The sequence below is a fragment of the Steroidobacter gossypii genome, assembly GCF_016801985.1.
In the GTDB taxonomy this organism is placed as follows: Bacteria; Pseudomonadota; Gammaproteobacteria; order Steroidobacterales; family Steroidobacteraceae; genus Steroidobacter; species Steroidobacter gossypii.
In genome coordinates, this window is sequence record NZ_JAEVLS010000002.1 from 397,806 (window position 1) to 422,050 (window position 24,245).

The window sequence follows — 24,245 nt, forward strand, 5'->3', positions numbered from 1 at the left end:
AATGTCACCGTCGAGCGGGGTCACTGCGGTCGTGTTGGGTCCAAAGGGAAGCATGTCATGCGCGGTTACAGTCACAGCGTTCAATTCGAACAACGTGAGTCCACTGGACCGCGCGCAATCACCGACTCCCTGAATCTGAAGCGCGCGCCCGTCTTGCAAACCAGCACCGCTTGCAAGTCGGGCCTGGCGTTTCTCGAACTCGCTTCGGGCCACGAGGATGTCGGTACGACCGAACCGGTTCGCGACGATGCCTTCCTGATCGCTCTACAACTTCAGCCTTGCCCGGATTTCGATCTGTACGCGGATGGTCGCTTGATCCGTCCTCGCGAATTCGACGCAGGCGCGGTGGCCATCTTCGACCTCAGAGCGAATCTCGCGATCGATCGTCGGGATCCGTTCCATGCGGTGGACCTGTATATCCCGCGCAAGTCGCTTGACGCGCTTGCCGAAGATGCGAACGCGCCCGTGATCGACGAACTTCGCCATGAGCCGGGGAAGGCATTGCAAGATCCCATTGCGCGCCACCTGTTGCTCTCCATTCGGCCGGCATTGGCAGCGCCTGTCCAAGCGAGCGAGCTGTTCGTCGACCATCTCGCCATGGCCCTGGCAACTCACGTAGCGCATACCTACGGCGGCATGCGTGCCAGGTCGGACGCGAAGAGCGGCGCGCTGGCGCATTGGCAAGAGCGACGCGCGAAGGAACTGCTCGCTGCGAATCTCACCGGTGGCATCACGCTTGCTGATTTAGCGAAGGCATGCGAGTTGTCGATTCGCCATTTCACACGTGCATTCCGGGAATCCACCGGCATGTCGCCGCATGGGTGGTTGCTCCAGTTGCGGATTGAAAAGGCGAAGCGCTTGCTGAAGAGCTCTCACCGTATGTTGGCGGACATCGCACTCGAATGCGGTTTCGCGGACCAGAGTCACTTCACCCGTGTATTTCAGCGTGCCGCGGGCCTGAGTCCCGGCGCCTGGCAACGCATGCATCGGCGCTAGGAAGGTTCGACTCACGGCCCGATCGTTCAACCGACGGCCTGTTCGTTCAGGATAGGCGAGCCTCGAGTTCGCGACCATCGCTTCTCCGTAACAACCTCCCGGCGGAGAAGCGTCATGAAGAACACACTGGTCCTCGCGACCGTCGTCGCAGCGGCTGCGCTCAACACCACAGCTCACGCGCAATCGCCCGCGGCTGCGTCCGGTGGGAATCCCGCAAAGAACGTCGTCCTGGTACACGGCGCTTTTGCGGATGGCTCCGGCTGGCGCGGCGTCTATGACGAGCTCACCAAGCGCGGATATCGCGTCACGATCGTGCAGAACCCGCTGACTTCGCTCGCGGATGACGTTGCCGCTACGCAAGCCGCCCTCGATCGTCAGAACGGCCCGACCATTCTGGTCGGACATTCATGGGGAGGAACTGTGATCACCGAAGCGGGCACGCACCAGAACGTGGTAGGCCTGGTTTACGTTTCGGCGCTCGCGCCGGATGCCGGCGAGTCCACGGCGCAGCAGTACCAGGGATTCGCGCCGACGCCCGAATTCGTCATCGAAACGCACAAGAACGGCTTCGGATATCTGAGCCTGGAGAAGTTCAAAGCCGGCTTTGCCCACGACGTGAGCGATGCGGATGCGGCGTTCCTGCGGGATTCGCAGGTCCCGATCAATATGTCGGTCTTCGAGACCAAGCTCAAGAGCGCAGCGTGGCGGACCAAGCCCAGCTGGGCGGTGATCGCAACCGAGGACAAGGCATTCGATCAAGCGATGCTGATCCACATGGCAGAGCGCATCGGAGCGAACATCACCAAGGTGTCTGCCAGCCATGCAGTCTTCATGACGCAGCCAAAGGTGGTCGCCGGCACGATCGATCGTGCCGCGAAAGAGTCCGCACTGAAATCGAAGCAAAAGTAACGAGGCGCTGTCGGCGGCTCGATGGTTCAACGGGCGTCCCGCTCGTTCAGGACCATCGCGCTTGGCTACGGCAGCATGCTTTCTCTCGATGGAAGAACGGCACTCCAGGTAATCACCATGTCGACGATTTCCAATATCTCAGGTATTCGACCCACGCTGGGCAACTCGCAGTTGGCAGACCGGTACGATTTCATCGTCTGCGGCGCGGGCTCTGCGGGCTGCGCTCTGGCGGGCCGGCTAGCGGAGAATCCCAGTGTCAGCGTCCTGCTGATCGAGGCCGGCGGCACGGACGACGTCCCCGAGGTACTCACGCCAGGGCAGTGGCCGCTCAATCTGGGATCCGAGCGCGACTGGCAGTTCGTGGCACAGCCGAATGCACATCTGAATCAACGTGCCATCCCGCTCAACATGGGCAAGGTGCTTGGAGGCAGTTCCAGCATCAACGTCATGGTATGGGCGCGCGGTCACCAGAACGATTGGGACCACTTCGCGCAAGAGGCTGACGACGAAGCATGGGGTTATCGTTCGGTACTCGAGATCTATCGCCGAATCGAGGATTGGCAGGGCGCACCCGATGCCATTCGTCGCGGCGTCGGCGGTCCAGTGCACGTCGACACTGCTCGCAGCCCGCAACCCGTGGCAATGGCCATGGTTCAAGCAGCCGAATCCCTCGGCATACCTGCGTTCGATAGTCCCAACGGTTCGATGATGGAGGGCCGCGGCGGTGTCGCACTCAACGATCTGATCGTCAAAGCCGGGCTGCGCTCATCGATGTTCCGTTCCTACATCCTGCCGCGCATGGACCAGCCGAACCTCACTGTTCTAGTGCACACGCAAGTGACCCGGCTGGTCTTCAACGGCACTACGGTGGTCGGCGTGGAAGTCATGCAAGGCTCTCACCGCACGCAGATCATGGCGGATCGCGAAGTGATCCTGTCGATGGGCGCGATCAATACACCCAAGGTGTTGATGCAATCCGGCATCGGTCCGGAAACGGAGCTGCGTCCGCACGGCATTCCCGTCATCCAGCACCTGCCTGGTGTTGGGCGCAATCATCAGGATCACGTCTCCTTCGGTTGTATTTTCGAGTCGAAGCAACCGCTCGCAGTGGGCAACGGTGGATCCGAGGCGACGCTCTACTGGAAGACCGATCCAAGCCTCGACACCCCCGATGTATTCCACTGCCAACTCGAGTTTCCGGTGGCGACGCCGGAAACCGCGCATCGCGGTGTGCCGGAACACGGCTGGATGGTCTTTGCGGGGCTCGCGCATCCAAAGAGTCGAGGGTCACTACATCTCACCGGGTCGGACGCTCACCACCCCGTTCGCATCGAAGCCAACACCCTTTCGCATCCTGACGATGTGCGAAGCGCGATGGCGACGATCGAGATCGCCAGAGAGATGGCGCGTGCACCGGCATTCAGCCACTTGCTGAAGCGCGAAGCCATGCCGGGCGATCTAAGTGCGGCCGAGATGGAAAGCTATATTCGCGATTCGGCAGTGACGTTCTGGCACCAGGCCTGTACGGCGAAGATGGGGCACGACTCCATGTCCGTGGTGAACGGTCGATTGCAGGTCTATGGCGTGGACCGATTGCGGATCGCGGATGCTTCGATCATGCCGAACGTGCCGAGTGGAAACACGATGGCGCCGTGCGTGGTGATCGGCGAGCGTGCCGCCGAGATCATCAAGCAGGCGCACGGCATTTGATGGGATGCTCGGTATCGACGGGGTACTCGGCGTCTCCTCTGTTACGAGCATCTCGACACGCGTCGCTGTTGGAGTCACGGCGCCGAAGCGCGCCACTCCTTCAGGCTGGCCTGCAGTTTGGCAAGAAAAACCTGCAGCTTCGGCAAGATCTGCCGTCGCGTGGGATACACCGCCCACACTGAAAGATCCTGCGGAATGGTGCGTTCCAGATCGATGCGTACCAGAGCTCCGGATTGCAGTTCGTCGCGCACGTCCCAACACGAAAGGCGCGCGATTCCGACCCCACTCACGCACGCACCCAAGAATCCATCTACGCCGCTGGACGTAAATCGACTTGCGATGCGGACTGAGCGCTCCTCGCCGTCGACCTGGAAGTGCCAGTGCGTCGTTTCGGAAAAGGCAAGACATTCGTGGGATTCGAGATCTTCTATCGTTCTCGGCGTGCCACGAACGGCCAGGTAGCCAGGGGTGGCGTATAGATGCTTGGGATTGTCGATCAGATGACGCGCGATCAGTCCAGAGTCCTTCAGTGGCGCGATGCGAATGGCGACATCGATTCCGGAGGAGATGATGTCTACCATGGCGTCACTGAGCCCCAGATCGATGCGCAACGCAGGGTTCTCCTCCAGGAGTTGAGGGAGCAACGGTACGATCACCTTTCGTCCGAGTGTGATCGGCGCGCTGATGCGGAGCAGGCCGGCAGCACCGCTTGCAGAGGGTATCACCGCTGCCTTGGCGGCCTCCTGCGCCTCGACGATCTCCATCGCGAAAGGCAATAAGGCTTCGCCCTCCGGAGTCAGAGAGATGGAGCGCGTGGACCGGTGGATCAGGCGTGCACCCACTTCTTGCTCCAGGGCCCCGATGCGTCGGGTGACAGACATGGGGGTGAGTTTCAGACGCCGAGCCGCGCCCGACAGGCTGCCCGCGGCCAGGGCAGCTACAAATATTTCGAGATCGCCAATATCCATGAGCTGCTAACGAAACTCGTTAAAAACTTTCACGCTTGCGACGGCTAATAACAGGGAGCGTTAATTCATAGAGTAGCGCATCCCGGAAATTAGTGCGCCAGCTCGTGAACCTCGATCCTCTTTTCCAGCCTCTGCAACTCGGTGTCCTGAGCCTCAAGCACCGTGTCGTCATGGCTCCATTGACGCGGCTTCGATCACGAAAGCCCGGGGACGTGCCAACGGCGCTCAACGCGGAGTACTACGGCCAGCGTGCGAGCGAGGGCGGGCTGATCATCACCGAAGCGACCGACATTTCACCCCAAGCACGCGGTTATCGTGGCGCGCCCGGAATCTACTCGTGCGAGCAGATCGCAGGATGGCGCTTGGTTACTGACGCGGTCCATGCCAAAGGAGGGTTGATCGCGAACCAGATCTGGCACACCGGGCGAGTCTCGCATTCCTCACTTCAGCCGAAAGCTGCCTTGCCAGTTGCGCCCTCGGCGATTGCGGCGCCAGCCAAAGTGACCGCGGCCACTGGCGACTTGGTGATGGCCGAGGTTCCGCGAGAATTGACTCTCGAAGAGATACAACAGATCGCTTCCGATTTCGTCCGAGCAGCGAACCATGCCACCGCAGCCGGTTTCGACGCGGTCGAGGTGCACGGGGCCAATGGCTATCTTCTGGATCAGTTCCTGCAGAACGGCGCCAACCAGCGTCGCGACGCTTATGGAGGCTCCGTCCAGAATCGTAGTCGACTGCTGCTCGAAGTCATCGACGCGGTGTCTGCGGCGGTGGGGCCCGGGCGAGTCGGCGTTCGCTTGTCACCCTTTGGCAGTGCCTACGGAATCTTCGATACGGACGGGTGGGCACTTTGGGAGCACATCGCAGACCAGCTCGGCCAGCGTCGCCTCGCGTATCTGCATCTGGTCGAACCTCGCGCGATCTGGAGCAGCAATAGCAAGGCGTTCGATCCCAATGCGCCGGAGCTAACGGCCAAGCTGAAGTCGAGCTACGGCGGGCAGCTCATCACAGCCGGCGGTTATCGCGGCGACACCGCCAGAGCGGTCATTGCCAGCGGAGGCGCCGATGCAGTGGCATTCGGCCGGCTCTTCATCGCCAACCCCGATCTACCCGAGCGCTTGCGTCACGGTGCCGAGTTCAACAGCTACGACCGATCGACGTTCTATGGTGGCGGCGCTCGCGGCTACATCGACTATCCCTTCCTGGCCTCGGAAAAGTCTCAGCGGGCAGGCGCCGAGTCAGCGGCACTGTTTTCGAGCGAGATACCAGATCCTTCCACGTAACCACACAGGAGATCTTATTGCCATGAGCAACGACCAGCAGATCATCGATCTTTTTTCGCCGGCGACGATCGGTTCCGTAAACGTCGCCAATCGTTTTGTGATGGCACCCATGACCCGCTCGCGTGCCGGCGAGGATGGCATCCCGAAAGACATGCATGTCACGTACTATGCTCAACGAGCGAGCGCTGGCCTGATCATCACCGAGGGCGTCAACATTTCGGCGCAAGGCCGAGGGTATGCTGGCACTCCGGGCATCTGGAACGATCAACAGGTCGAAGGCTGGGAGAAGGTCACACGCGCTGTCCACGCGGCGGGCGGAAAAATCTTCTTGCAGTTGTGGCACGTTGGTCGTCTCTCTCACGTCGACCTGCAGCCTGGCGGCGCCGCGCCTGTCGCTCCATCGGCGATACGTGCCGGCGGTACGGTCTTCACGTCCGCCGGTTCAGTGGAGCCCTCCATGCCGCGTGCGCTCGAAACGGAAGAGATGCCTGGCATCGTGCATCAGTACGTCCATGCTGCAAAGTGTGCCAAACGCGCCGCCTTCGACGGCGTTGAAATCCACGCTGCGAACGGCTACCTGCTCGATCAGTTCATCCGAGACTCTACCAATCACCGAGATGACGCTTATGGCGGCTCGCCCGAGAAGCGGGCGAGGCTGATCCTTGAAGTGGTCGATGCCGTGGTGAAGGTCTGGGGGGCAGGGCATGTGGGCATCCGTTTGTCGCCGATCACGAGGCAGCTGGGCGATACGCCGTTGGATAGCGATGTGATGGGAACTTACGGCTATCTGATCCAGCAACTGAATCGATTCGGGCTGGCCTATCTGCACTTCGTCGAAGGCGCTCTAGGTGCGGAACGTGATTGGCCGGAAGGCGTGGATCTGGATCTCTTGCGGACCCGCTTCGAAGGCTCGTTCATCGGCAATAATGGCTACGATTTAGCGTTGGCAGAACAGCGCTTGAGGAATAGGCAGATCGACTTCGTCGCCTTGGGCCGGCCGTTCATTTCGAATCCCGACCTCGTCAAGCGACTGCGTGCAGGCATCCCTCTGACACCGCCGGATCCTGCCACCTTCTACGGGAGCACCGAGAAGGGGCTGACGGATTGGCCGGCGGTCGCGTGATCGGGTCCACTGAGGACATGCCATGCGCGGGCACAACAGGGCTCAAATCGGACAACGAGAATCATCTGGGCTGCGAGCCCTCACCGACTCGTTGAAGCTGCAATGTGCGCCGGTCTTGCGGACGAGCGCCGCGCGCAAATCGGGGATGACGTTCATCGAGCTTGCGGCCGGTCCCGACGATATCGCGACGACCGAACCCATTCGCGACGATGCATTCCTGATTGCGCTGCAGCTTCGGGCCTGTCCGGACTTCGACCTGTACACAGATGGCCGCTTGATCCGTCCACGCGAGTTTGACGCAGGCGCGGTCGCCATCTTCGACCTCAGAACGAACCTGTCGATCGATCGTCGCGATCCGTTTCATGCAGTGGATCTCTACATCCCGCGCAGGTCGCTCGATGCCCTGGCCGAGGACGCGAACTCGTCTGCCATCGACGAGCTTCGCCATGAACCCGGCAGGGCGTTACAAGATCCAGTCGCTCGGCATCTGTTGCAGACGATTCGGCCGGCGTTGTCGGCGCCCAAACAGGCGAGCGAACTCTTTGTGGATCACGTCGCGATGGCGCTTGCGACTCACGTTGCACATACCTATGGTGGCATGCGCGCGAGATCGGACGCGCATGCAGGGATGCTGGCGCGTTGGCAAGAGCGACGCGCCAAGGAGCTGATCGCTGAAAATCTCACCGGCAACATCACGCTGGCCGACTTGGCGAAAGCCTGCGAGTTGTCGATCCGTCATTTCACGCGAGCATTCCGCGGATCGACAGGGATGTCGCCGCACGCGTGGCTGCTTCAGCTTCGAGTAGAAAGGGCGAAGCAACTGCTCACGACCTCTCGCCGAATGTTGGCCGACGTGGCATTGGATTGTGGTTTTGCGGACCAGAGCCACATGACCCGCATCTTCCAGCGTTCTTTGCAAATGAGCCCAGGTGCGTGGCGACGCATGCACCAACGCTGAGGGCGCACAGTCTCCAGTGGCCTCGATCGGCCACGAACGTCGACTGCCTCGCGGCCCGATTGTTCAACGGGCGTCATGCTCATACAAGAACCGTCATCGTTAGCTTCGGCAGCATATTTCCTCCAACGATCATCCGGATATACCAATCATGCTTACGCTCAACATCAATGGAGAATCGCACGCGGTCGACGTCTCCGAAGACATGCCGCTTCTCTGGGTGCTCCGCGACGTGGTGGGGCTGACGGGTACGAAGTTCGGCTGTGGGATCTCCATGTGCGGCGCCTGCACGGTGCATGTCGACGGCGAACCGGTCCGCTCTTGCGTGACCCCCGTGGCGGCCGTCGCGGGAAAGCGCATCGTGACGATCGAAGCACTCGAGCACGATCCGGTCGGCAATCGCGTCCAGGAAGCGTGGCGTGAGCTCGACGTGGTTCAGTGCGGCTACTGTCAATCGGGCCAGATCATGTCCGCGACGGCCTTGCTTCGTACCAATCAGAAGCCCAGCGACGCCGACATCGATGCCGCGATGACCGGCAACCTTTGTCGCTGCGGTACCTATGCGCGCATTCGCGCTGCGATCAAGCTGGCCGGCACAAGAGTGACATCGGTATGAAAGACATGAAGGGCAGTGCCCCGCGCTCCGCCACTCGTCGCCAGGTGCTTCAGGCGGGCGGCGCGTTCGTTCTTGCATTCACGATCCCAGGGTGCGATCGCGGCGGACCCAGGGAGAGGTCGGCCGAGTCTGCTGCTGGCGCAGCGAGTGCAGACGTCACACGCGAGGCGCCGGGCTTGAACCCGAACGCTTTCATTCGTATCGACCGTTCAGGCAGCGTGACCCTCGTCATGCATAAAGTCGAGATGGGCCAGGGCACTTTCACGTCCATCCCGATGCTGATCGCGGAAGAACTGGAAGTGGATCTCTCGCGGGTGAAACTGGAGCAAGCGCCTGCAAATGACGATCTATACGCTGACCCTATACTTGGCGGCCAAATCACGGGCGCCTCAACATCCGTCCGCGGTGCCTGGGAACCGCTACGTCGCGCGGGCGCTGCAGCTCGCATGGTACTCATCGAAGCCGCGGCACAGGAGTGGGGCGTTGACGCCAATAGCTGCGTCGCTCGCAATGGCACGGTGACGCACCCGGAGACGAACCGCACGCTCGATTACAGTCAGCTCGTAGATGCCGCGGCGAAGCTGTCGCCGCCGTCAATCGTTCCACTCAAAGAGCCTGCCGATTTCAAACTAATTGGCAAGGCGCACAAGCGCCTGGATTCGCCCGCCAAGGTGAACGGAAGCGCGAAGTTCGGAATCGACGCGCGGCTGCCCGGCATGAGGATCGCTACCGTCGCCGCCAGCCCGGTTCCTGGCGGCAAGCTGAAGAGCACGGAGGATGCCAAAGCGCTGGGCGTTAAAGGCGTGTACCAGGTGTTGAAGCTCGATGATGCCGTTGCCGTCGTCGCCGATCATATGTGGAGCGCACGACAGGGGCTCGCCGCGCTTGCGCCAACGTGGTCTGACGGACCGCATGCGAAATTGACGACTGCGGCGATCGTGGCGGAGATGGCCGTTGCATCGAGCAAGGAAGGCGTGGTTGCGCGCGACGACGGCGATGCGAGACAGACGATCACCGACTCTGGGCGCAAGCTCGAAGCGATCTACCAGATGCCTTTTCTCGCTCACGCGACGATGGAGCCGATGAATTGCACGGTACACGTTCGTTCGGACGCCTGCGAGATCTGGTGCGGTACGCAAGTACCTGCGATCGCCCAAAGCATCGCCGCAAAGATCACAGGCCTGCCGCTCGAGAAAGTTCAAGTGCATAACCACTATATCGGCGGCGGCTTCGGTCGGCGTCTCGAAGTGGACTACGTGGCGCAGGCGGTTGCGTTCGCGAAGCAGATGAAGGAGCCCCTCAAAGTCGTGTGGACGCGAGAGGAGGACATCCAGCACGGCGTGTTCCGACCTTATTACTACGATCGGCTCGCTGCTTCGCTCGATGAGAATGGGATGCCGAGCGCGTGGACACACAGAGTCACTGGGTCCTCGATCACGGCGCGATACGCGCCGGATTGGTTCAAGGATGGACTCGACCCGGATGCCGTGGAGGGCGCGCGGGATCTCAAGTACGGCATCCCAAACATCCGCGTGGAGTACGTGCGACACGAGCCGCCATTTGCGACCGCGTACTGGCGCGGCGTCGGCGCCACACATAACGTGTGGGTCGTGGAGAGCTTCCTCGACGAATTGGCGACGGCGGCGAAAAAAGATCCTGTCGAGTACCGTCGGGCGCTGCTTGCCGATGTGCCGCGTCTGCGCGCAGTGCTGGAACTCGCTGCATTGAAAGCAGGATGGGCTGAGCCGCTGCGCTCCTCTTCCGAGCGACGTTTCGGCCGAGGCGTCTCGGCGCAGTTCGTGTTCGGCACCTACATGGCTCAAATCGCGGAGGTATCGGTCGGCAAGGAAGGTGATGTTCGCTTGGAGCGCGTCGTGTGCGCACTGGACTGCGGCCAAGTGGTGAACCCGGACACGATCGTCGCGCAGATTGAAAGCGGCGTCGTATTCGGCGCGAGCGCGGCCCTGTGGAACGAGATCACGTTCGACCGCGGCCGAGTGCAGCAGAGCAACTTCTTCGACTACCGCATCATGCGCATCAACGAAATGCCGCGCGTCGAGGTGCACATCATCCCGAGCACGGCGAGTCCAGGAGGGATCGGCGAGCCAGGTTGCTCGGCGATCGCGCCTGCGATTACCAACGCGGTATTCGCCGCCACAGGTAAGCGGATCCGGAAGCTGCCGATCAACGCGGAGGAGTTGCGAAGCGCGTGAACGAACCAACGAAGGCGCATTCAGGCGGCAGCGCGCCGGAGGAGCAAACTGGGGCCCAGTGAGGTTCCGGGTTGAAGGTTGCAGAGGTGGATCAGGCATGCGGGGCCATTGCGCTCTGCCGCGGCAAGCGCAGGCGGCGGCGTCGCGCAGTGGTCGGATTGGAGATTCGGCGTTGTTCAGTCCTTCCAGCGTCGTGCTTTCATGTTTGCAACCACCGGCGGCCCCAGCGCTTCGGCGTGCTCACCGAGCGCGAACTCATATGCGCCAGCCGGCATCTGCCAGGAGCCATCGCGCCAGTCGGCGAGCAGGCGACGGTCGATGGTGAGCGACACCTTGCGAGATTCGCCGGCCGCGAGTTCGACGCGCTCATAGCCGACCAGCCGTCGCTTGGTCGCGCCAAGCCGCGAGACCAGATACAGCTGAGCGACCGTCGCGCCGAGGCGGTCGCCGGTATTTTTCACCTCGAAGCTGGCGGTCGCGCCGTCGGTCTTCAGGCCTGAAGTAACAAAGCTCGTATAGGACAGTCCATACCCGAACGGGAACAGCGCCTGATGGCCGTGGCGCGCATTCCAACGATATCCGACGTCGGAACCTTCGATGTCATAGTCGGCGGTGAGGCGGGCATCCGCGCTGGGCGCGCTGCCGGAAAAATCGGGATCGAGGGTGTCGAAGCCGTCGATCTTGGTTCGTGGCAGATCGTTCTCGCTGGCGGGGAAAGTGATGGGCAGTCGTCCCGACGGATTGACATCGCCAAACAATACAGCCGCGATCGCTTCGCCACCGCGCGCACCCGGGTACCAGGCCTGCACGACTGCGGCAGTATGATCGAGCCACGGCATGAGAATCGGGCCCCCGGTTTCCAGTACGACGACGGTGTTTGGATTGGCTTCCGCTACGGCGCTGATCAGCGCGTCCTGGCCATATGGCAGGCTCAGGTCCGGTTGATCGAAGCCCTCGGCCGACCACTGCGTCGCGAAGACGATAGCAACGTCGGCCTGCCTGGCCCGAGTCACTGCTTCGCTGACGTAACGTCCATCGCGGAAACGCACATCTGCTTTCTTGGCCGCCGCTTTGATCGCATCCAGCGGGACCGAGCGGTGGTATGCCTGAGTGAGAAACGGTGCGTATGGGCCGTGGCCGCCGAGCGGGATCGACACTGCAGGACCGCCTTCGCCTTGCACTTGGCTGGAGCCTGCTCCAGATAGCACGCCCGTATCGGCATAACCACCGATCACAGCGATGCGCTTGATGCTGCGAGAAAGAGGTAACGTGTTGCGCTCGTTGCGAAGTAACACGATGCCTTGCCTGGCCACGTTCTCGGCCACGGCGGCGTTGGCCTGCAGATCGACGGTGCCGCCGGGCGTTGCCGGATGCGTATCCAGTCCATTCGCGTAGATCGCAGTGAGTATGCGTTTGTTCATATCGTCGACGCGCGCGGCGTATGCCGGATCCTTCTTCATGGCGTCGGCGAGCGGCTCGTCAAAAAACACTTGCGGATCGAGCTGTGCTCCGGACTGCTGGTCCAGGCCGTTCAGTGCAGCCTCGAGGTTTGCGACCGCGCCCCAATCGGACATCACGAAGCCTCGATAGCCCCAGTCTTGCTTGAGTACTTTGTTGAGCAGCCAGTCGCTGCCGCACGCTGGCTGTCCGTGAACGCGGTTGTAAGCGCACATCACGGATCCCGGCTGACCGATCTCGATGGCGATCTGAAACGCAAGCAAGTCGCTCTCGCGCGCCGCGCTCTCGCTGATCTTCACGTCCACGAACTTGCGGCCGGTCTCTTGTCCGTTCAGGGCAAAATGTTTGATCGTGGAGATGATATCGTTCGACTGAACGCCGGCGATCGACGCGCCTGCCAAGGTGCCCGCCAGCCACGGGTCTTCGCCGAAATACTCGAAGTTGCGGCCATTGCGCGGATCTCGCATGAGATTGACTCCGCCGGCGAGCAGCACGTTGAAGCCTTTGGCGCGCGCCTCCGAACCGATCATGCGGCCGCCTTCACGCAGCAGTTCGGGATTCCAGGTCGACGCCATCGCCAATCCGGATGGCAAGGCAGTCGCGCCGTCCTTGCGCAAGCCGAACACATAGGCAACGCCGAGGCTGGCATCCGACTCTTTCAGCGCTGGCACACCGAGTCGCTCGATGCCGGCCACATAACCGGCTCCAGGGATGGCATCGGCCGGAATCGGTGGCGGATTGGGGCCGACAGGCAGGGGCATGATGCCGTGAGTGAGCACGGTTTTTTCTTCAGCGGTCATTTGCTTGACCGTGGCGGCGGCGCGTTTCTCCGCGCGCGTCCAGCGAGCTTCGGTGGAGTTGGCATCGGAGGCATAGATCGAGGGCGCGGTCGATGCGCCGAGCGTGGCGATCAGCAACGGAAACGCTTTGAGTTGCATGAATGTCTGCCCCTGAGCTGACTCGAGCGGAATAGTTGTTGGGGCCCTGCGGAAACAGCAGGGCCAAATCGGGAAGAGCGCCGGCGCGCGACTTTGGGCCCCCACCTTGACTTCCATTGCCGATGGAACGAATTTGCCGCCGACAAAACCATGTTTCTCGGGGGATGAATGCGTAGCACTGTGGTGTCGCTGGCTTTGTTGTTCATTGCCCAGCTGTGCTCGGCGGCCGCGCCCGCTCGGGACGATCAGCGTCCGAACATCGTCGTCATCCTGCTCGATGACGTGGGTTATTCGGACATCGGTTCGTTCGGGTCCGAGATCCGCACTCCAGCGATCGACTCCATCGCGGCCGGCGGGCTGCGTTACAACCGATTCGATACCAAGGCCGTATGCTCGCCGACGCGGGCGGCGCTGATGACGGGGCGCAATCCGCAGACGGTGCGCATGGCGGATCTGCCCGCGACCAAACTCGACCCGAACGATTTCACTCGCGATCGCGGCGAGTTGCCGCAGAACGCGCAGACCATTGCGCAAGTGCTACAACGGGCCGGTTACGCGACGCATGGCTATGGCAAGTGGCATCTCGCGCCCGAAAGCGAAGATGGGTCGCCGGGCAACAACGCTTCGTGGCCCCTGCAACGCGGCTTCGACCAGTTCTATGGTTTCTTCCTGGGCTGGACCGATCAATATCGCCCCAATCTCATCGAAGGCAATCGCCGCATTCCGACGCCGGACACCGCCGGCTATCACTTTTCGACCGATATCACCGATCATGCGATTGCGGCGCTGACGCCCAAGCCGGGCCGGCCGCGGCAGCCGACGTTCGTATATCTGGCGTATGGCGCCGCCCATGCTCCGATCCAAGCGCCGAAGCAATACGCCGACGCGTACGCAGGCGTTTATGAAAAGGGTTGGGACGCGCTGCGCGAGGAACGGCTCGCGCGCATGAAACAGATGGGCATCGTGCCGGCGAATACCGTTCTGCCGCCGCGCAATCCGGGCGATCGCGCCTGGAGCGCTCTCTCCGACGTGGAGAAGAAAGTCTTCGCTCGCTTCATGGCCGTCTATGCGGGATTCCTCACGCACACCGACGAGCAGATCGGCCGGCTGGTCGCGCATCTGAAGGCGACCGGGCAATATGACAATACGCTGATCGTGTTCTTCTCGGATAACGGTGCGGCGTCGGAAGCGGGCCAGAAAGGTTCTTTCGAACGGCTGTATCGACCCAACACACTGACGCCCGAGCAGATGCTCGCGCGTCTCGATGAGCTGGGCACGGTCAAGACCCAGTCGGAATATCAGCGGCCCTGGGCCATGGCGGGTGTCACACCGTTTCGCCGCTATAAGCTCTGGCCGCATCTGGGCGGCGTGCGCACGCCGCTGATCGTGTCATGGCCGAAGGTCATTCGCGATGGCGGGGCGATTCGCAATCAGTATGTCGATGTCGTCGATATCGCACCGACGCTCGCCGAGGCGGCCGATACGAGTTTTCCCACCTCGCTCGATGGCCGCGCAGAGATTCCGGTCGCCGGGAAATCGATTCAGGCCAGCTTCACGTCCGCCAACGCGCCGAGTGCACGCACCGTGCAATATTTCGAGCTGCGCGGCAATCGTGCGATCACTTCGGGTCATTGGCGCGCGTTGGCTGTTCACAAGCAGCTCACAGATTTTGCGACCGACAAGTGGGAGCTGTACAACACGGAGACCGATTTCTCGGAGAGCACCGATCTTGCCGCACGCTATCCTGAGAAACTGGAAGAGCTCAAGCAGCTGTGGTGGAGCGAGGCGCGCAAGTACAGTACGCCGCCCCTGGCCGAAGCGCCGGAAAGATTTCGAGTTCGCGAGCGCTTCGACGATAGTCCGGATCGCGCCCCCATACCGCCGCACCTTATTCCGCCTCCGGAACCCACGGCACAGCAGGAAGTGCGTTGATGTCAGGATCGCGCCGAGAGTTTCTGAAGGCGGGCGCCCTGGCGACAGCGGCGCTTGCCTCGAATGTTCCGCTCGCTCGAGCGCGCGACAACGCGCGACCGAATTTCCTCTGGCTGGTCAGCGAGGACAACAACCCCTTCATTCACGCGTACGGCGATCGGCTCGCCCACACGCCGAACATCGATGCGCTCGCAAGCAGGGGCTTGCTGTATCGGAATGTTTATTCGAATGCGCCGGTGTGCGCCCCATCGCGTTTCACCATTCTTACCGGCATGTACTCGCAGACATGCGCGCCCGCCAATCACATGCGCGCAGTAGCCAAGTTGCCCGCGATGCTGCGTACATATCCTGAGTTGCTGCGTTCGGCGGGCTACTACTGCACCAACAACGCCAAGACCGACTACAACTGCGATGCCGATCCCGCAAAGCTCTGGGACGCGAGCAGTCGCGAGGCTCATTGGAAGAACCGTCCCGACGGCCGGCCGTTCATGGCAGTGTTCAATTTCGAGACCACGCACGAGTCGCAGCTGTTCAAGCCCACGCCGGGCCGAATCAAACCGGAGGATGTGCGCATTCCAGCGTATCTGCCGGACACACCGGGCATGCGGGAGAATCACGCCAGCTACTACAACCTGATGGAGAAGATGGACGCGCAAGTCGGCGAGAAGCTCGCCGAGCTCTCGGCCGCCGGGCTTGCGGAGGACACCATCGTCTTCTACTACTCTGACAACGGCGGTGTGCTGCCGAGGTCCAAGCGATATTGCTACGAGGAGGGGCTGCGTTGTGCACTGGTGGTACATCTTCCAGCCAAGTGGGCGCACCTCGCGCCAGCCGCGCCGGGAGCCACCTTGGATGCGCCAGTGACCTTCGTCGATCTCGCGCCGACCTTGCTTTCCCTGGCCGGGCTGGCGATTCCAGCCACCATGCAGGGCAAGGCGTTCCTCGGGCCTGCGGCCGCCAAGCCTCAGCCATATGCCTTCGGCATGCGCAATCGTATGGACGAGCGCTATGACTTCGTGCGTACCGTAACCGACGGTCGCTATCGCTACATCCGCAACTACATGCCATTCCTGCCGGCCGTGCAGAATCAGGCGTTCGCGTGGCTGGCGCGGGGCTATCAGGATTGGGACGAGCTGCAACGCGCGGGCAAGCTGACACCTGCTCAGCGCAGAGCGTTCGAGCAGCGCCCGTACGAAGAGTTCTACGATCTGCACGCGGATCCCGACCAGATCGACAATCGAATCGCCGATGTCGCACACGCCATTCGTATCAAGGCGATGCGCAGCGCGCTCGATGCGCACATGATCAAGATCAACGACAATGGCTTTATCCCCGAAGGCTCGAGCCTTGAAGGCTACGAGCCAAGTCGCGGCAAGGGCGCGTATCCGTTACAGCGTGTGATGCGGGTGGCGCAGGCGGGGGCACGTCGCGATCCTCGCAAACTTGCGACACTGCGCAAGGCGCTCGACGATCGCGACGAAGTCGTGCGGTACTGGGCCGCGATGGGACTATTGATGCTGGGGGCGAGCGCGGCGCCCGCGACTGCTGCACTCCAGGCGGCAATGCGCTCCGATCCATCCAAGCAAGTGCGTATCGTTGCGGCGGAAGCGTGTGCCATGCTCGGTGACAAGGAGGAGAGCCTCGCAGCACTCACTTCGCTGCTCGAAGCGGCAGAAGGCATGCCGGTGCGACTTCAGGCGGTGAACGCCCTTACCAGGATCGGGCCGGCCTCGCGCGCCGCCTTGCCTGCCCTGCGCAAGATGACCGAGGGCGACGACAGAAATGAATATCTCAACAACGCCGCGACGTATCTGATTCAGACGCTCGAAGGCAGTTACGATCCGCACCGACCGATTTTCGATCTGGAGCGGTTGCTACGAGGCACGCGCGCGGCGCCGGGCCGGGCTTGAGGATTATCGTGATGAGCAGATCGATGAAGGCAACCTTGTTTGGCGCGCTGTTCGGCGTGATCGCCACCTTGAGTTTCAGTGCGCATTCTGCGCAGCCCGCGCCGAAAACGGGCGATGGTCAACAAACGCGGCCCAGCAATGTCATTTTCATACTGGTCGACGATCTTCGCTACGACGGCATGGGGTTCTTGCAGCCGGGCCTGAAGACTCCGAACATCGACCAACTGGCGCGCGGTGGCAGTTACTTCCCGAACACTGTCGTGACGTCTTCATTGTGCTCGCCAAGTCGCGCCACCATCCTCACCGGTCAGACGGCGCGCAATCACACGATCGTGGATAACAACGACGCCTCGGAAGAGGGGCTCATCTACTTTCCGAGCTATTTGCAGAAGGCGGGCTATCAGACCGCGTTCCTGGGCAAGTGGCACATGGGACAGAGCTCGGACGCACCGCGCCCCGGGTTCGACAAGTGGGTGAGTTTCAAAGGCCAAGGCTCCTATTATCCGACGACGGGCCTGTCGCCCGAAGCGGTCAAGGCCGGGCGCACCCACACGCTCAATGTCGACGGGCGGGAAGTCGCGCAACAGGGCTACATCACCGATGAGCTCACCGACTATGCGCTGCAATGGCTGGATAAAGAGCGGAACAAGGGTAAACCCTTCTTCTTATATCTAAGCCACAAGGCCGTGCATTCCGATCCTCTGCCGGCGCCTCGCCATGCGCATCAGTACGACGACTTCGAGTTCAAGATCCCGGCAAGCGCCGCCAACACGCCGGAGAACTACGCCGGCAAGCCGATGTGGGTCTACAACCAGCGCAACACCTGGCACGGCATCGACTTCTTCTACAACTCCGACATGAAGATGACGGAGTACCTGCGTTACTACTATTCGACGCTCTCGGCGGTCGATGACAGCGTCGGTCGCCTGCTCGCATGGCTGAAGAAAAATCGCCTCGAGCGGGACACGCTCGTGGTGTTCACCGCCGACAACGGCTTTCTGATCGGCGAGCACGGCCTCATCGACAAGCGCAATGCCTATCAGCCCTCGGTGCGTGTGCCGATGGTCATGTATCGACCCGGCACCGTCCCGGCTGGGGTCACCAATGAAGGACGCATCCGCAATCTCGATTTCGCGCCGACGTTCCTCGATATCGCCGGTGTGCCAAGCCCGCCGCAGTTCGAAGGGCGTAGCGCTTGGCCGTTGATCAAGGGCAGCGTGCCGGCGGCGCAATGGCAGCCGCAGGATTTCGTGTACGAGTATTATTGGGAATGGACGTTCCCCATGACCCCCGGCACCTTCGCGATCCAGCGGGGCAACATGAAGTACATCCAGTACTACGGCATCTACGATACCGACGAGCTGTACGATGTGGTGAAGGATCCCGACGAGATGCACAACCTGATCAACGATCCGGCGTATCTGGACGCCAAGATCGAGCTCAGGAAGGCGCTGTTCGAGCAACTGGCCGATCGCAACGGCCGTCACACCATCCCTTACACGCAGCGCCTGTCGATCGGCAGTGTCCGCCGCCATCGCGAGGGAACCGGCGCCGCGCCTTACCCGGAGGCCTGGCTGGTGGAGCCCAATCGGCTCGATCGGCTCGATGACATCCTGCCGGACAGCCGTGCCAAGCAGTCGGCGCATGACCAGGGCAAGCCATTCATGCCGCTGCCGGTCGTCGGGCGGGGCACGAACGCGGTGGAAACCCCACCGAGACGCTGACAAGGCCGTCGCCGGGGCCCAAAATTCGCGATTCCCGCTCTACAGTAGGCAAGGGCGGACACCATGGGCAATGGCACCTTATTAATGAGTTGGCGCGCGCGCTGGAATCGCAACCTGTTGCGGTTCCTGGGCAGTCGCGCCCGCCGCCAGGACATCGAGGATCTGGCCCAGGAAACCTACCTGCGGCTATTGCGGGCCCGAGACCTGGATGACGTACACAATCCCGAGGCCTACCTCATCAGCGTCGCGAGTCATGTGATCTCGGAATGGAAGCAACGGCAGCAGCCCTTCGACAGCGCGAGCTTCGACGAAACGAGCCTCGCCGCCGAACGGATGGATCTGGAAGCGGAGGCGGATGCGCGCATGTCGCAGCGTCGTATCGACGAGGCGCTCGCCAGCGTTGCCCCCATGATGCATGCCGTATTGTTACTGCGCCTTCGCGACGACCGCAGTTGTAAAGATATCGCTCGGGATCTCGGCCTCACCGAGCGTCAGGTGAAGCGGCAGCTGGCGCACGGTTATGAGATTCTCCGGCGGGCGTTGCAGGACGTATCGTCATGAAGCGCCTGAATTCTCCTGATGCGATCGAATCGGCCACCGTGCCGGAGCAGGCCGCGCATTGGTGGATCGTGCTGCATGAAGAGTCGTGCACGCGAGAGGATCGCGAAGCATTCGCCGCCTGGGTGCGCCGCTCGCCGGAGCGGGTCGAAGCCTATCTGCGCGTGACCATGATGATGGGCACGCTGCAATCGAAACATCGCAAGTGGCCGGACACACCGCCCGACGAGCTGATCCGCGCGGCGCGCGCGTCTTCGGCAGAGATCATTCCCCTGGGGCGCTCCCAGCCGATGGCACGCGCGCCTGGTCCGTCTGCGTCTGTGGGTGCCCGCAGGTTCACGTATGCCAGCGTGGCGGCGATCTGCTGTGTCCTCGTAGTAGCCTGGCTCCTGTGGACACCGCAGCGTTTTCAGACCGAGATCGGTGAGCAGCGCTCGGTACTGTTGGGCGACGGCTCCTTGATTACGCTGAATACCGCGTCGGAGATCGAAGTGAAGTTGACCGATGGCCGCCGCTTGATTCGGCTGGTGCGAGGCGAGGCGCTGTTCGAGGTGGCGCACGATTCGCAGCGGCCCTTCGATGTCGATACCGGCAAGGCGGTGGTGCGCGCGGTCGGCACGCGATTCAACATCGACCGGCGCGCCGATCGCACGACGGTGTCGGTCGTGCAAGGCAAGGTGCAGGTCATGACCGAGCAACCGGGCAAGCCGCAACCGTCAGGTCACGAGGCGGTCGCGGTCGATGCGCCAGCAACGGAGTTCCTGGTCGAAGCACAGCGGCTGGTGGTTACGGAGGCCGGCATGAGCGAACCCGAGCACATTGCGGACATTGCGCCGGTGACTGCGTGGACTCAACGTCAACTGGTGTTCGAGAATCGCAGCCTGGCCGAGGTGGCCGAAGAGTTCAATCGTTACAATCGCCAGCACATCCTGATCGAGTCGCCGCGCCTGCGTACGCAATCGGTCACCGGCGTGTTTCAAGCGAACGATTCGGCGTCGTTCCTCGCATTCATTGCCAACATTCCGGGAGTGCGGGTCACGACCAGCGCGGCGGGACATCACGTAGTGTCGCTGCCGGAGGGCGGGGAGGGGCCCAAAGTTTTACGATAGCGCTCTACGGGTTGGAGAGCGCAATCGTCGGGTTCACCGGACGCGACAGGCGACCATGAAGAACGATCGATAACAGACGGTAGGGGGATATGCCGCGACAGACCAGTTTCACGGTCGGTGCGGTGGCTTGCGTAGCTGCCTGGCTGCAGCCCGTGGGCACGGCCGCAGCGAGCGATGCCATCAGTCGCGAGCACGACCTGCAGATCGAGCGCCAGCCGCTGGCGCGAGCGCTGCAGGCATTCGCCAAACAATCTGGCATTCAGATCATTTTCTTTTCGGATGTCGCCGATGGCCGTGAGGCTTCGCCTCTGGTCGGCCGGTTCACGATCGCCGCAGCGCTCGAGCAGATGCTCCTCGATTCGCAGCTCACGTTCCGCCAGATCAACGCCAACACCATCGAGATCTGTCTGCGGAGCTCGCCGCTGTGCTCGGGAGCCCAACCCAATCCGGAGACAGAAATGAAACAACATTCGAGCGTGTACCTGGCGGGGAACGGTCGCAAGCTACGGCGCATGAGAACGCTCTCCAGCGCGCTCATGTCCGCGGCGGCGATGACGGCGGCGGCGCAAGACAAACCGGCCTTGGAAGAAGTCGTGGTCACCGCGCAGAAACGCGAAGAGCGTCTCCAGGACGTGCCGGTGGCGGTCACGGCATTGTCTGGCGCGCAACTGGCGAGCGCGGGCATCAACGATACCGCGAGCCTCACCAACATGACGCCCTCGCTGACATTCACCGAAGGCGCGCATCCGGCCAACAAGAATTTTCGTATTCGCGGCATCGGCACGGCCGTGTTCGGCCAGGGTCTGGAGCCTTCGGTCTCGGTGGTCGTCGATGGCATCGTGCTCGCGCGCGCCGCGCAGGGCTTTTCCGATCTCGCCGACATCGAGCGCGTCGAGGTGCTGCGCGGACCGCAGGGCACGTTGTTCGGCAAGAATTCGATCGGCGGCGTGGTCAACGTTGTCACGAAACGGCCGTCCACGACCTTCGAAGCAGATATGGATGTCACGGTGGCCGAGGGAGATGAATATCGCGTGCGCGGCTCCGTGTCCGGTCCCCTCAGCGATACGGTGGGCGCACGACTCACCGGCTATTACAACGATGTTGCCGGTCACATCCGCAACATCACGGTGGATCGCGACGTGAACGGCCACGAGGACCTGGGCTTTCGCGGCAAGCTCGAGTGGGATCCGACCGACCGGCTCAACATGCTGTTCATGGCGGACTATCGCGAGAACGATACTACCTGCTGCTCCAGCCAGATCATTTCCGTGGAGAACCCGCTGCTCGCGCAGTTGATGCTGCCGGTCGTGGCGAGTTTCAACAACCGGCTCGAGACCGACAATCGCATTGCCACCTCGAGCACCGAGCAAACCACGCTGTCCATCGAAGCCAACTACGAGCTCGACGCGGTCACGCTGACTTCGTTGAGCGCGTATCAGGACTTCTTCGTCGAGAACGATCAGCCGGTGGACCGCCTCGATACGCCGACGCCGTTGTATCTGCCCGTGACCAATGGTTGGTTCGACATCAACGACGGCAGCATCGACATTCAGCAGTTCACGCAGGAGTTCCGCGTCACTTCGCCGGGTCAGCAGCGTTTCAACTACGTCGCGGGCCTTTATTTCCTGGACCTGGACCTGGACCGCAGGTTCGAGCGTCGCGTCGGCAGTTGCGCGCCGGGCGGCGAGCCGGCAGCGTTCGGCCTGCCATGCAATGTGCCTTTGTATCGTTCTCAGGCCGGCTTCCTCGCGAACACGACCACTCGCAACGTCGCGCTGTTCGGTCAGACGGATTTCGCCATTGTGGGCAACCTGTCCGGCCTCGCCGGAGCGCGGCTGCAGTACGAAGAGATCACTTACGACGGCCGCCGTACCGCGGAGCGTGTCGTTCCGGGCGATCTGCCGCTGCCGGGATTCACGCCCTCTTCGGGCACAGGCAAGTCCGACGACACGGTGGTCACCGGCAAGCTCGGCTTGAAATATGAGTTCAGCGACGCTGCGCAGGGCTATCTGACCTGGTCCACCGGCTACAAGGGCGCCGGCTACGAAGTGGAGTTCGCAACCATTTTCGAGAACCAGGAGCCCATCAACCCCGAAGAAGCCGAATCGTGGGAGCTGGGCTTCAAATCCCAGCTGTTCGATGGCCTGCTGTCGCTCAATACAGCGCTGTTCTATGCGCAGTACGAGGATCTGCAGGTGCAGGCCAATCGCGGCAACCCGGACTTAGGGATCGTGAGATTCGCGACCACCAATGCGGGCAGCTCGACGACGCAGGGTGTGGAGATGGAGTTTGCGTTCCGTCCCCTCGGTGGATTGTCCTTGAGCGGCGGCGTGACGTATCTCGACAGCAGTGTCGACATCGATGGATTGAACTGTCCGCTGTCCGAGCAGGCGGCGGCGCCGGTCATCACCGGCTCGCGGCCGATCAATCTGTGTTATCGCCCGGCAGTGGGGGCGAATCCGGTGCAGAACGTGCGCGGTGGCCAATTGCCGAACTCGCCGGAGTGGCGCGGCAATCTGACGGCGCGCTATGACTTCGATGTGCCGGGCACCAGCTGGACCAGCTTCGTGCAGCTCGCGGGCAATGCCCAGTCGAAGATGAACTTCGTCATCGAACAGGACCCGCTCACGGTGCATGACAGCTACACGATCGTCGACGCCAGCATCGGTCTGCGCGACCCGAGCGAGCGCTATCGCGTTACGTTCTTCGTCAAGAATCTTTTCGACGAGCATTACGTGACGTTGATGGGGCGCATGGCCACGCTCTCCACGGCACTGGTCACGCCCAACAACTTGCAGGCGACGATTCCCAAGGAAGCGAACCGCTACTTCGGCGCGACCTTCGGTGTGTCGTTCTGATGTGACCTTTTGAAGTCGGTGAGATGAATACCGGCGCACGCAGTCATGGCATGCGCCGGCTTCCCGGTGGCGATTTCATCATGGGCTCGGATCGGTTCTACCCCGAGGAGCGTCCATGCCGACGCGTGCGTGTCGATGGTTTCTGGATCGACGAGACGCCGGTGACCAATCGGCAGTTCGCAGCGTTCGTAGCGGCCACCGGCTATCGCACCTTGGCGGAAATGCCGCCCGATCCCGCTGATTTTCCAGGCATGCCACCAGAGATGGCACGAGCGGGCTCGCTCGTGTTCGAGCGACCGCAAGGCGCGGTGAATCCCGATGCGTTTCATGGATGGTGGCAGTTTCGCTTCGGCGCCTGCTGGCAGCAGCCGCTAGGCGAGGGCAGCTCGCTTTCCGGGCTGGAAGATCATCCGGTGGTGCACATCGCCTACGCCGATGCCGATGCCTATGCGGCGTGGGCGGGCAAGTCGCTGCCAACTGAAGCCGAATGGGAATACGCCGCGCGCGGCGGACTCGAGACGGAGTTTGCGTGGGGGGAAGAGTTGGCCCCGGAAGGGCGCATGCTGGCGAACTATTGGCAGGGTGACTTCCCGCACCAAAACCAGCTGCTCGACGGATGGGAGCGCACCTCGCCCGTGCGTACCTTTCCTCCGAATGCGTTCGGGCTCTACGACATGATCGGCAATGTTTGGGAATGGACTTGCGATTGGTACGCGCTGCCGAGCCTCGATAACAAACATCACGGCCGCTGCTGCATTCCGTCAAACCCCCGGGGCGGGCTCGAGCAGCACAGCTATGACCCGGACATGCCCCTGGCCCGCATCGGGCGCAAAGTGTTGAAGGGCGGTTCGCATTTATGCGCACCCAACTACTGTCAGCGGTACCGCCCCGCCGCACGTTACGCGCATGCCATCGATACCTCGACGAGCCACATCGGATTGCGCTGCGTGGTGCGTGATCGAGTGTGATTCCCAGCCATTCACGG

Annotated in this window: 17 protein-coding genes; 15 read left to right on the forward strand and 2 right to left on the reverse strand. The window is 62.0% G+C overall.

From position 1 onward, the window contains the following. Positions 1 to 57 precede the first annotated feature (57 nt). The 3 genes from JM946_RS09045 (at position 58) to JM946_RS09055 (ending at position 3,615) form a co-directional block, all read left to right on the forward strand. Positions 58 to 996 carry an AraC family transcriptional regulator gene (locus JM946_RS09045; protein WP_203166965.1) on the forward strand — a complete coding sequence of 313 codons (939 nt, stop codon included), beginning with the start codon at positions 58 to 60 and terminating at the stop codon, positions 994 to 996. A 114-nt stretch (positions 997 to 1,110) separates the two neighbouring features. Continuing rightward, on the forward strand, positions 1,111 to 1,905 hold the full coding sequence (locus tag JM946_RS09050; protein ID WP_203166966.1) for an alpha/beta fold hydrolase: 795 nt from the start codon (positions 1,111 to 1,113) through the stop codon (positions 1,903 to 1,905). A gap of 117 nt (positions 1,906 to 2,022) precedes the next feature. Beyond that, the gene (locus tag JM946_RS09055) at positions 2,023 to 3,615 is read left to right on the forward strand and encodes a GMC family oxidoreductase (RefSeq protein ID WP_203166967.1); all 1,593 of its coding nucleotides are present in this window, start codon (positions 2,023 to 2,025) and stop codon (positions 3,613 to 3,615) included. Between the two features lie 74 nt (positions 3,616 to 3,689). Here the strand turns inward: JM946_RS09055 and JM946_RS09060 are convergent, their stop codons facing one another. Further along, positions 3,690 to 4,583 carry a LysR family transcriptional regulator gene (locus JM946_RS09060; protein ID WP_203166968.1) on the reverse strand — a complete coding sequence of 298 codons (894 nt, stop codon included), beginning with the start codon at positions 4,581 to 4,583 and terminating at the stop codon, positions 3,690 to 3,692. A 104-nt stretch (positions 4,584 to 4,687) separates the two neighbouring features. Between JM946_RS09060 and JM946_RS09065 the strand changes: the two genes are divergently transcribed. The 5 genes from JM946_RS09065 to JM946_RS09085 all read left to right on the forward strand — a co-directional run bounded on the left by JM946_RS09065 (position 4,688) and on the right by JM946_RS09085 (position 10,773). After that, the gene (locus tag JM946_RS09065) at positions 4,688 to 5,866 is read left to right on the forward strand and encodes an alkene reductase (RefSeq protein ID WP_203166969.1); all 1,179 of its coding nucleotides are present in this window, start codon (positions 4,688 to 4,690) and stop codon (positions 5,864 to 5,866) included. A 22-nt stretch (positions 5,867 to 5,888) separates the two neighbouring features. Then, a complete protein-coding gene (locus tag JM946_RS09070; protein ID WP_203167873.1) occupies positions 5,889 to 6,989 on the forward strand; it encodes an alkene reductase in 1,101 nt (366 codons plus the stop codon). Between the two features lie 145 nt (positions 6,990 to 7,134). Then, the gene (locus tag JM946_RS09075) at positions 7,135 to 7,947 is read left to right on the forward strand and encodes an AraC family transcriptional regulator (protein WP_203166970.1); all 813 of its coding nucleotides are present in this window, start codon (positions 7,135 to 7,137) and stop codon (positions 7,945 to 7,947) included. Positions 7,948 to 8,095: 148 nt separating this feature from the next. After that, the gene (locus JM946_RS09080; RefSeq protein ID WP_203166971.1) at positions 8,096 to 8,560 is read left to right on the forward strand and encodes a (2Fe-2S)-binding protein; all 465 of its coding nucleotides are present in this window, start codon (positions 8,096 to 8,098) and stop codon (positions 8,558 to 8,560) included. A 5-nt stretch (positions 8,561 to 8,565) separates the two neighbouring features. Further along, positions 8,566 to 10,773 (forward strand): xanthine dehydrogenase family protein molybdopterin-binding subunit, encoded by a 2,208-nt coding sequence (locus JM946_RS09085; protein WP_218042708.1) that lies wholly within the window; start codon positions 8,566 to 8,568, stop codon positions 10,771 to 10,773. A gap of 176 nt (positions 10,774 to 10,949) precedes the next feature. On the opposite strand, the gene JM946_RS09090 is transcribed toward JM946_RS09085, so the two are convergent. Next, positions 10,950 to 13,169 carry a beta-glucosidase family protein gene (locus JM946_RS09090; RefSeq protein WP_203166973.1) on the reverse strand — a complete coding sequence of 740 codons (2,220 nt, stop codon included), beginning with the start codon at positions 13,167 to 13,169 and terminating at the stop codon, positions 10,950 to 10,952. Between the two features lie 168 nt (positions 13,170 to 13,337). Between JM946_RS09090 and JM946_RS09095 the strand changes: the two genes are divergently transcribed. The 7 genes from JM946_RS09095 (at position 13,338) to JM946_RS09125 (ending at position 24,228) form a co-directional block, all read left to right on the forward strand. Further along, the gene (locus tag JM946_RS09095; protein WP_203166974.1) at positions 13,338 to 15,101 is read left to right on the forward strand and encodes an arylsulfatase; all 1,764 of its coding nucleotides are present in this window, start codon (positions 13,338 to 13,340) and stop codon (positions 15,099 to 15,101) included. Continuing rightward, on the forward strand, positions 15,101 to 17,011 hold the full coding sequence (locus tag JM946_RS09100; RefSeq protein WP_203166975.1) for a sulfatase-like hydrolase/transferase: 1,911 nt from the start codon (positions 15,101 to 15,103) through the stop codon (positions 17,009 to 17,011). Before JM946_RS09095 ends, JM946_RS09100 begins: the two co-directional genes overlap by 1 nt. 11 nt (positions 17,012 to 17,022) lie before the next feature. Continuing rightward, positions 17,023 to 18,735: a sulfatase family protein gene (locus JM946_RS09105; protein ID WP_203166976.1), complete on the forward strand. Its 1,713-nt coding sequence runs from the start codon at positions 17,023 to 17,025 to the stop codon at positions 18,733 to 18,735. A gap of 84 nt (positions 18,736 to 18,819) precedes the next feature. Beyond that, positions 18,820 to 19,296, forward strand: coding sequence for an RNA polymerase sigma factor (locus JM946_RS09110; protein ID WP_203166977.1), 477 nt, complete (start codon positions 18,820 to 18,822; stop codon positions 19,294 to 19,296). Beyond that, the gene (locus JM946_RS09115) at positions 19,293 to 20,402 is read left to right on the forward strand and encodes a FecR family protein (RefSeq protein ID WP_203166978.1); all 1,110 of its coding nucleotides are present in this window, start codon (positions 19,293 to 19,295) and stop codon (positions 20,400 to 20,402) included. Before JM946_RS09110 ends, JM946_RS09115 begins: the two co-directional genes overlap by 4 nt. 89 nt (positions 20,403 to 20,491) lie before the next feature. Further along, positions 20,492 to 23,260, forward strand: coding sequence for a TonB-dependent receptor domain-containing protein (locus JM946_RS09120; RefSeq protein WP_203166979.1), 2,769 nt, complete (start codon positions 20,492 to 20,494; stop codon positions 23,258 to 23,260). 50 nt (positions 23,261 to 23,310) lie between these two features. After that, positions 23,311 to 24,228, forward strand: a complete 918-nt coding sequence (locus JM946_RS09125; RefSeq protein ID WP_203166980.1) for a formylglycine-generating enzyme family protein — start codon at positions 23,311 to 23,313, stop codon at positions 24,226 to 24,228. Positions 24,229 to 24,245: the final 17 nt, after the last annotated feature.

Coding starts and splice junctions, on each gene's coding strand:
- JM946_RS09060 (WP_203166968.1), bottom strand. CDS start 4,583: ATGGATATTGGCGATCTCGAAATATTTGTAGCTGCCCTGGCCGCGGGC.
- JM946_RS09070 (WP_203167873.1), top strand. CDS start 5,889: ATGAGCAACGACCAGCAGATCATCGATCTTTTTTCGCCGGCGACGATC.
- JM946_RS09080 (WP_203166971.1), top strand. CDS start 8,096: ATGCTTACGCTCAACATCAATGGAGAATCGCACGCGGTCGACGTCTCC.
- JM946_RS09115 (WP_203166978.1), top strand. CDS start 19,293: ATGAAGCGCCTGAATTCTCCTGATGCGATCGAATCGGCCACCGTGCCG.
- JM946_RS09045 (WP_203166965.1), top strand. CDS start 58: ATGCGCGGTTACAGTCACAGCGTTCAATTCGAACAACGTGAGTCCACT.
- JM946_RS09120 (WP_203166979.1), top strand. CDS start 20,492: ATGCCGCGACAGACCAGTTTCACGGTCGGTGCGGTGGCTTGCGTAGCT.
- JM946_RS09110 (WP_203166977.1), top strand. CDS start 18,820: ATGAGTTGGCGCGCGCGCTGGAATCGCAACCTGTTGCGGTTCCTGGGC.
- JM946_RS09090 (WP_203166973.1), bottom strand. CDS start 13,169: ATGCAACTCAAAGCGTTTCCGTTGCTGATCGCCACGCTCGGCGCATCG.
- JM946_RS09050 (WP_203166966.1), top strand. CDS start 1,111: ATGAAGAACACACTGGTCCTCGCGACCGTCGTCGCAGCGGCTGCGCTC.
- JM946_RS09125 (WP_203166980.1), top strand. CDS start 23,311: ATGCGCCGGCTTCCCGGTGGCGATTTCATCATGGGCTCGGATCGGTTC.
- JM946_RS09085 (WP_218042708.1), top strand. CDS start 8,566: ATGAAGGGCAGTGCCCCGCGCTCCGCCACTCGTCGCCAGGTGCTTCAG.
- JM946_RS09100 (WP_203166975.1), top strand. CDS start 15,101: ATGTCAGGATCGCGCCGAGAGTTTCTGAAGGCGGGCGCCCTGGCGACA.
- JM946_RS09105 (WP_203166976.1), top strand. CDS start 17,023: ATGAGCAGATCGATGAAGGCAACCTTGTTTGGCGCGCTGTTCGGCGTG.
- JM946_RS09075 (WP_203166970.1), top strand. CDS start 7,135: ATGACGTTCATCGAGCTTGCGGCCGGTCCCGACGATATCGCGACGACC.
- JM946_RS09095 (WP_203166974.1), top strand. CDS start 13,338: ATGCGTAGCACTGTGGTGTCGCTGGCTTTGTTGTTCATTGCCCAGCTG.
- JM946_RS09055 (WP_203166967.1), top strand. CDS start 2,023: ATGTCGACGATTTCCAATATCTCAGGTATTCGACCCACGCTGGGCAAC.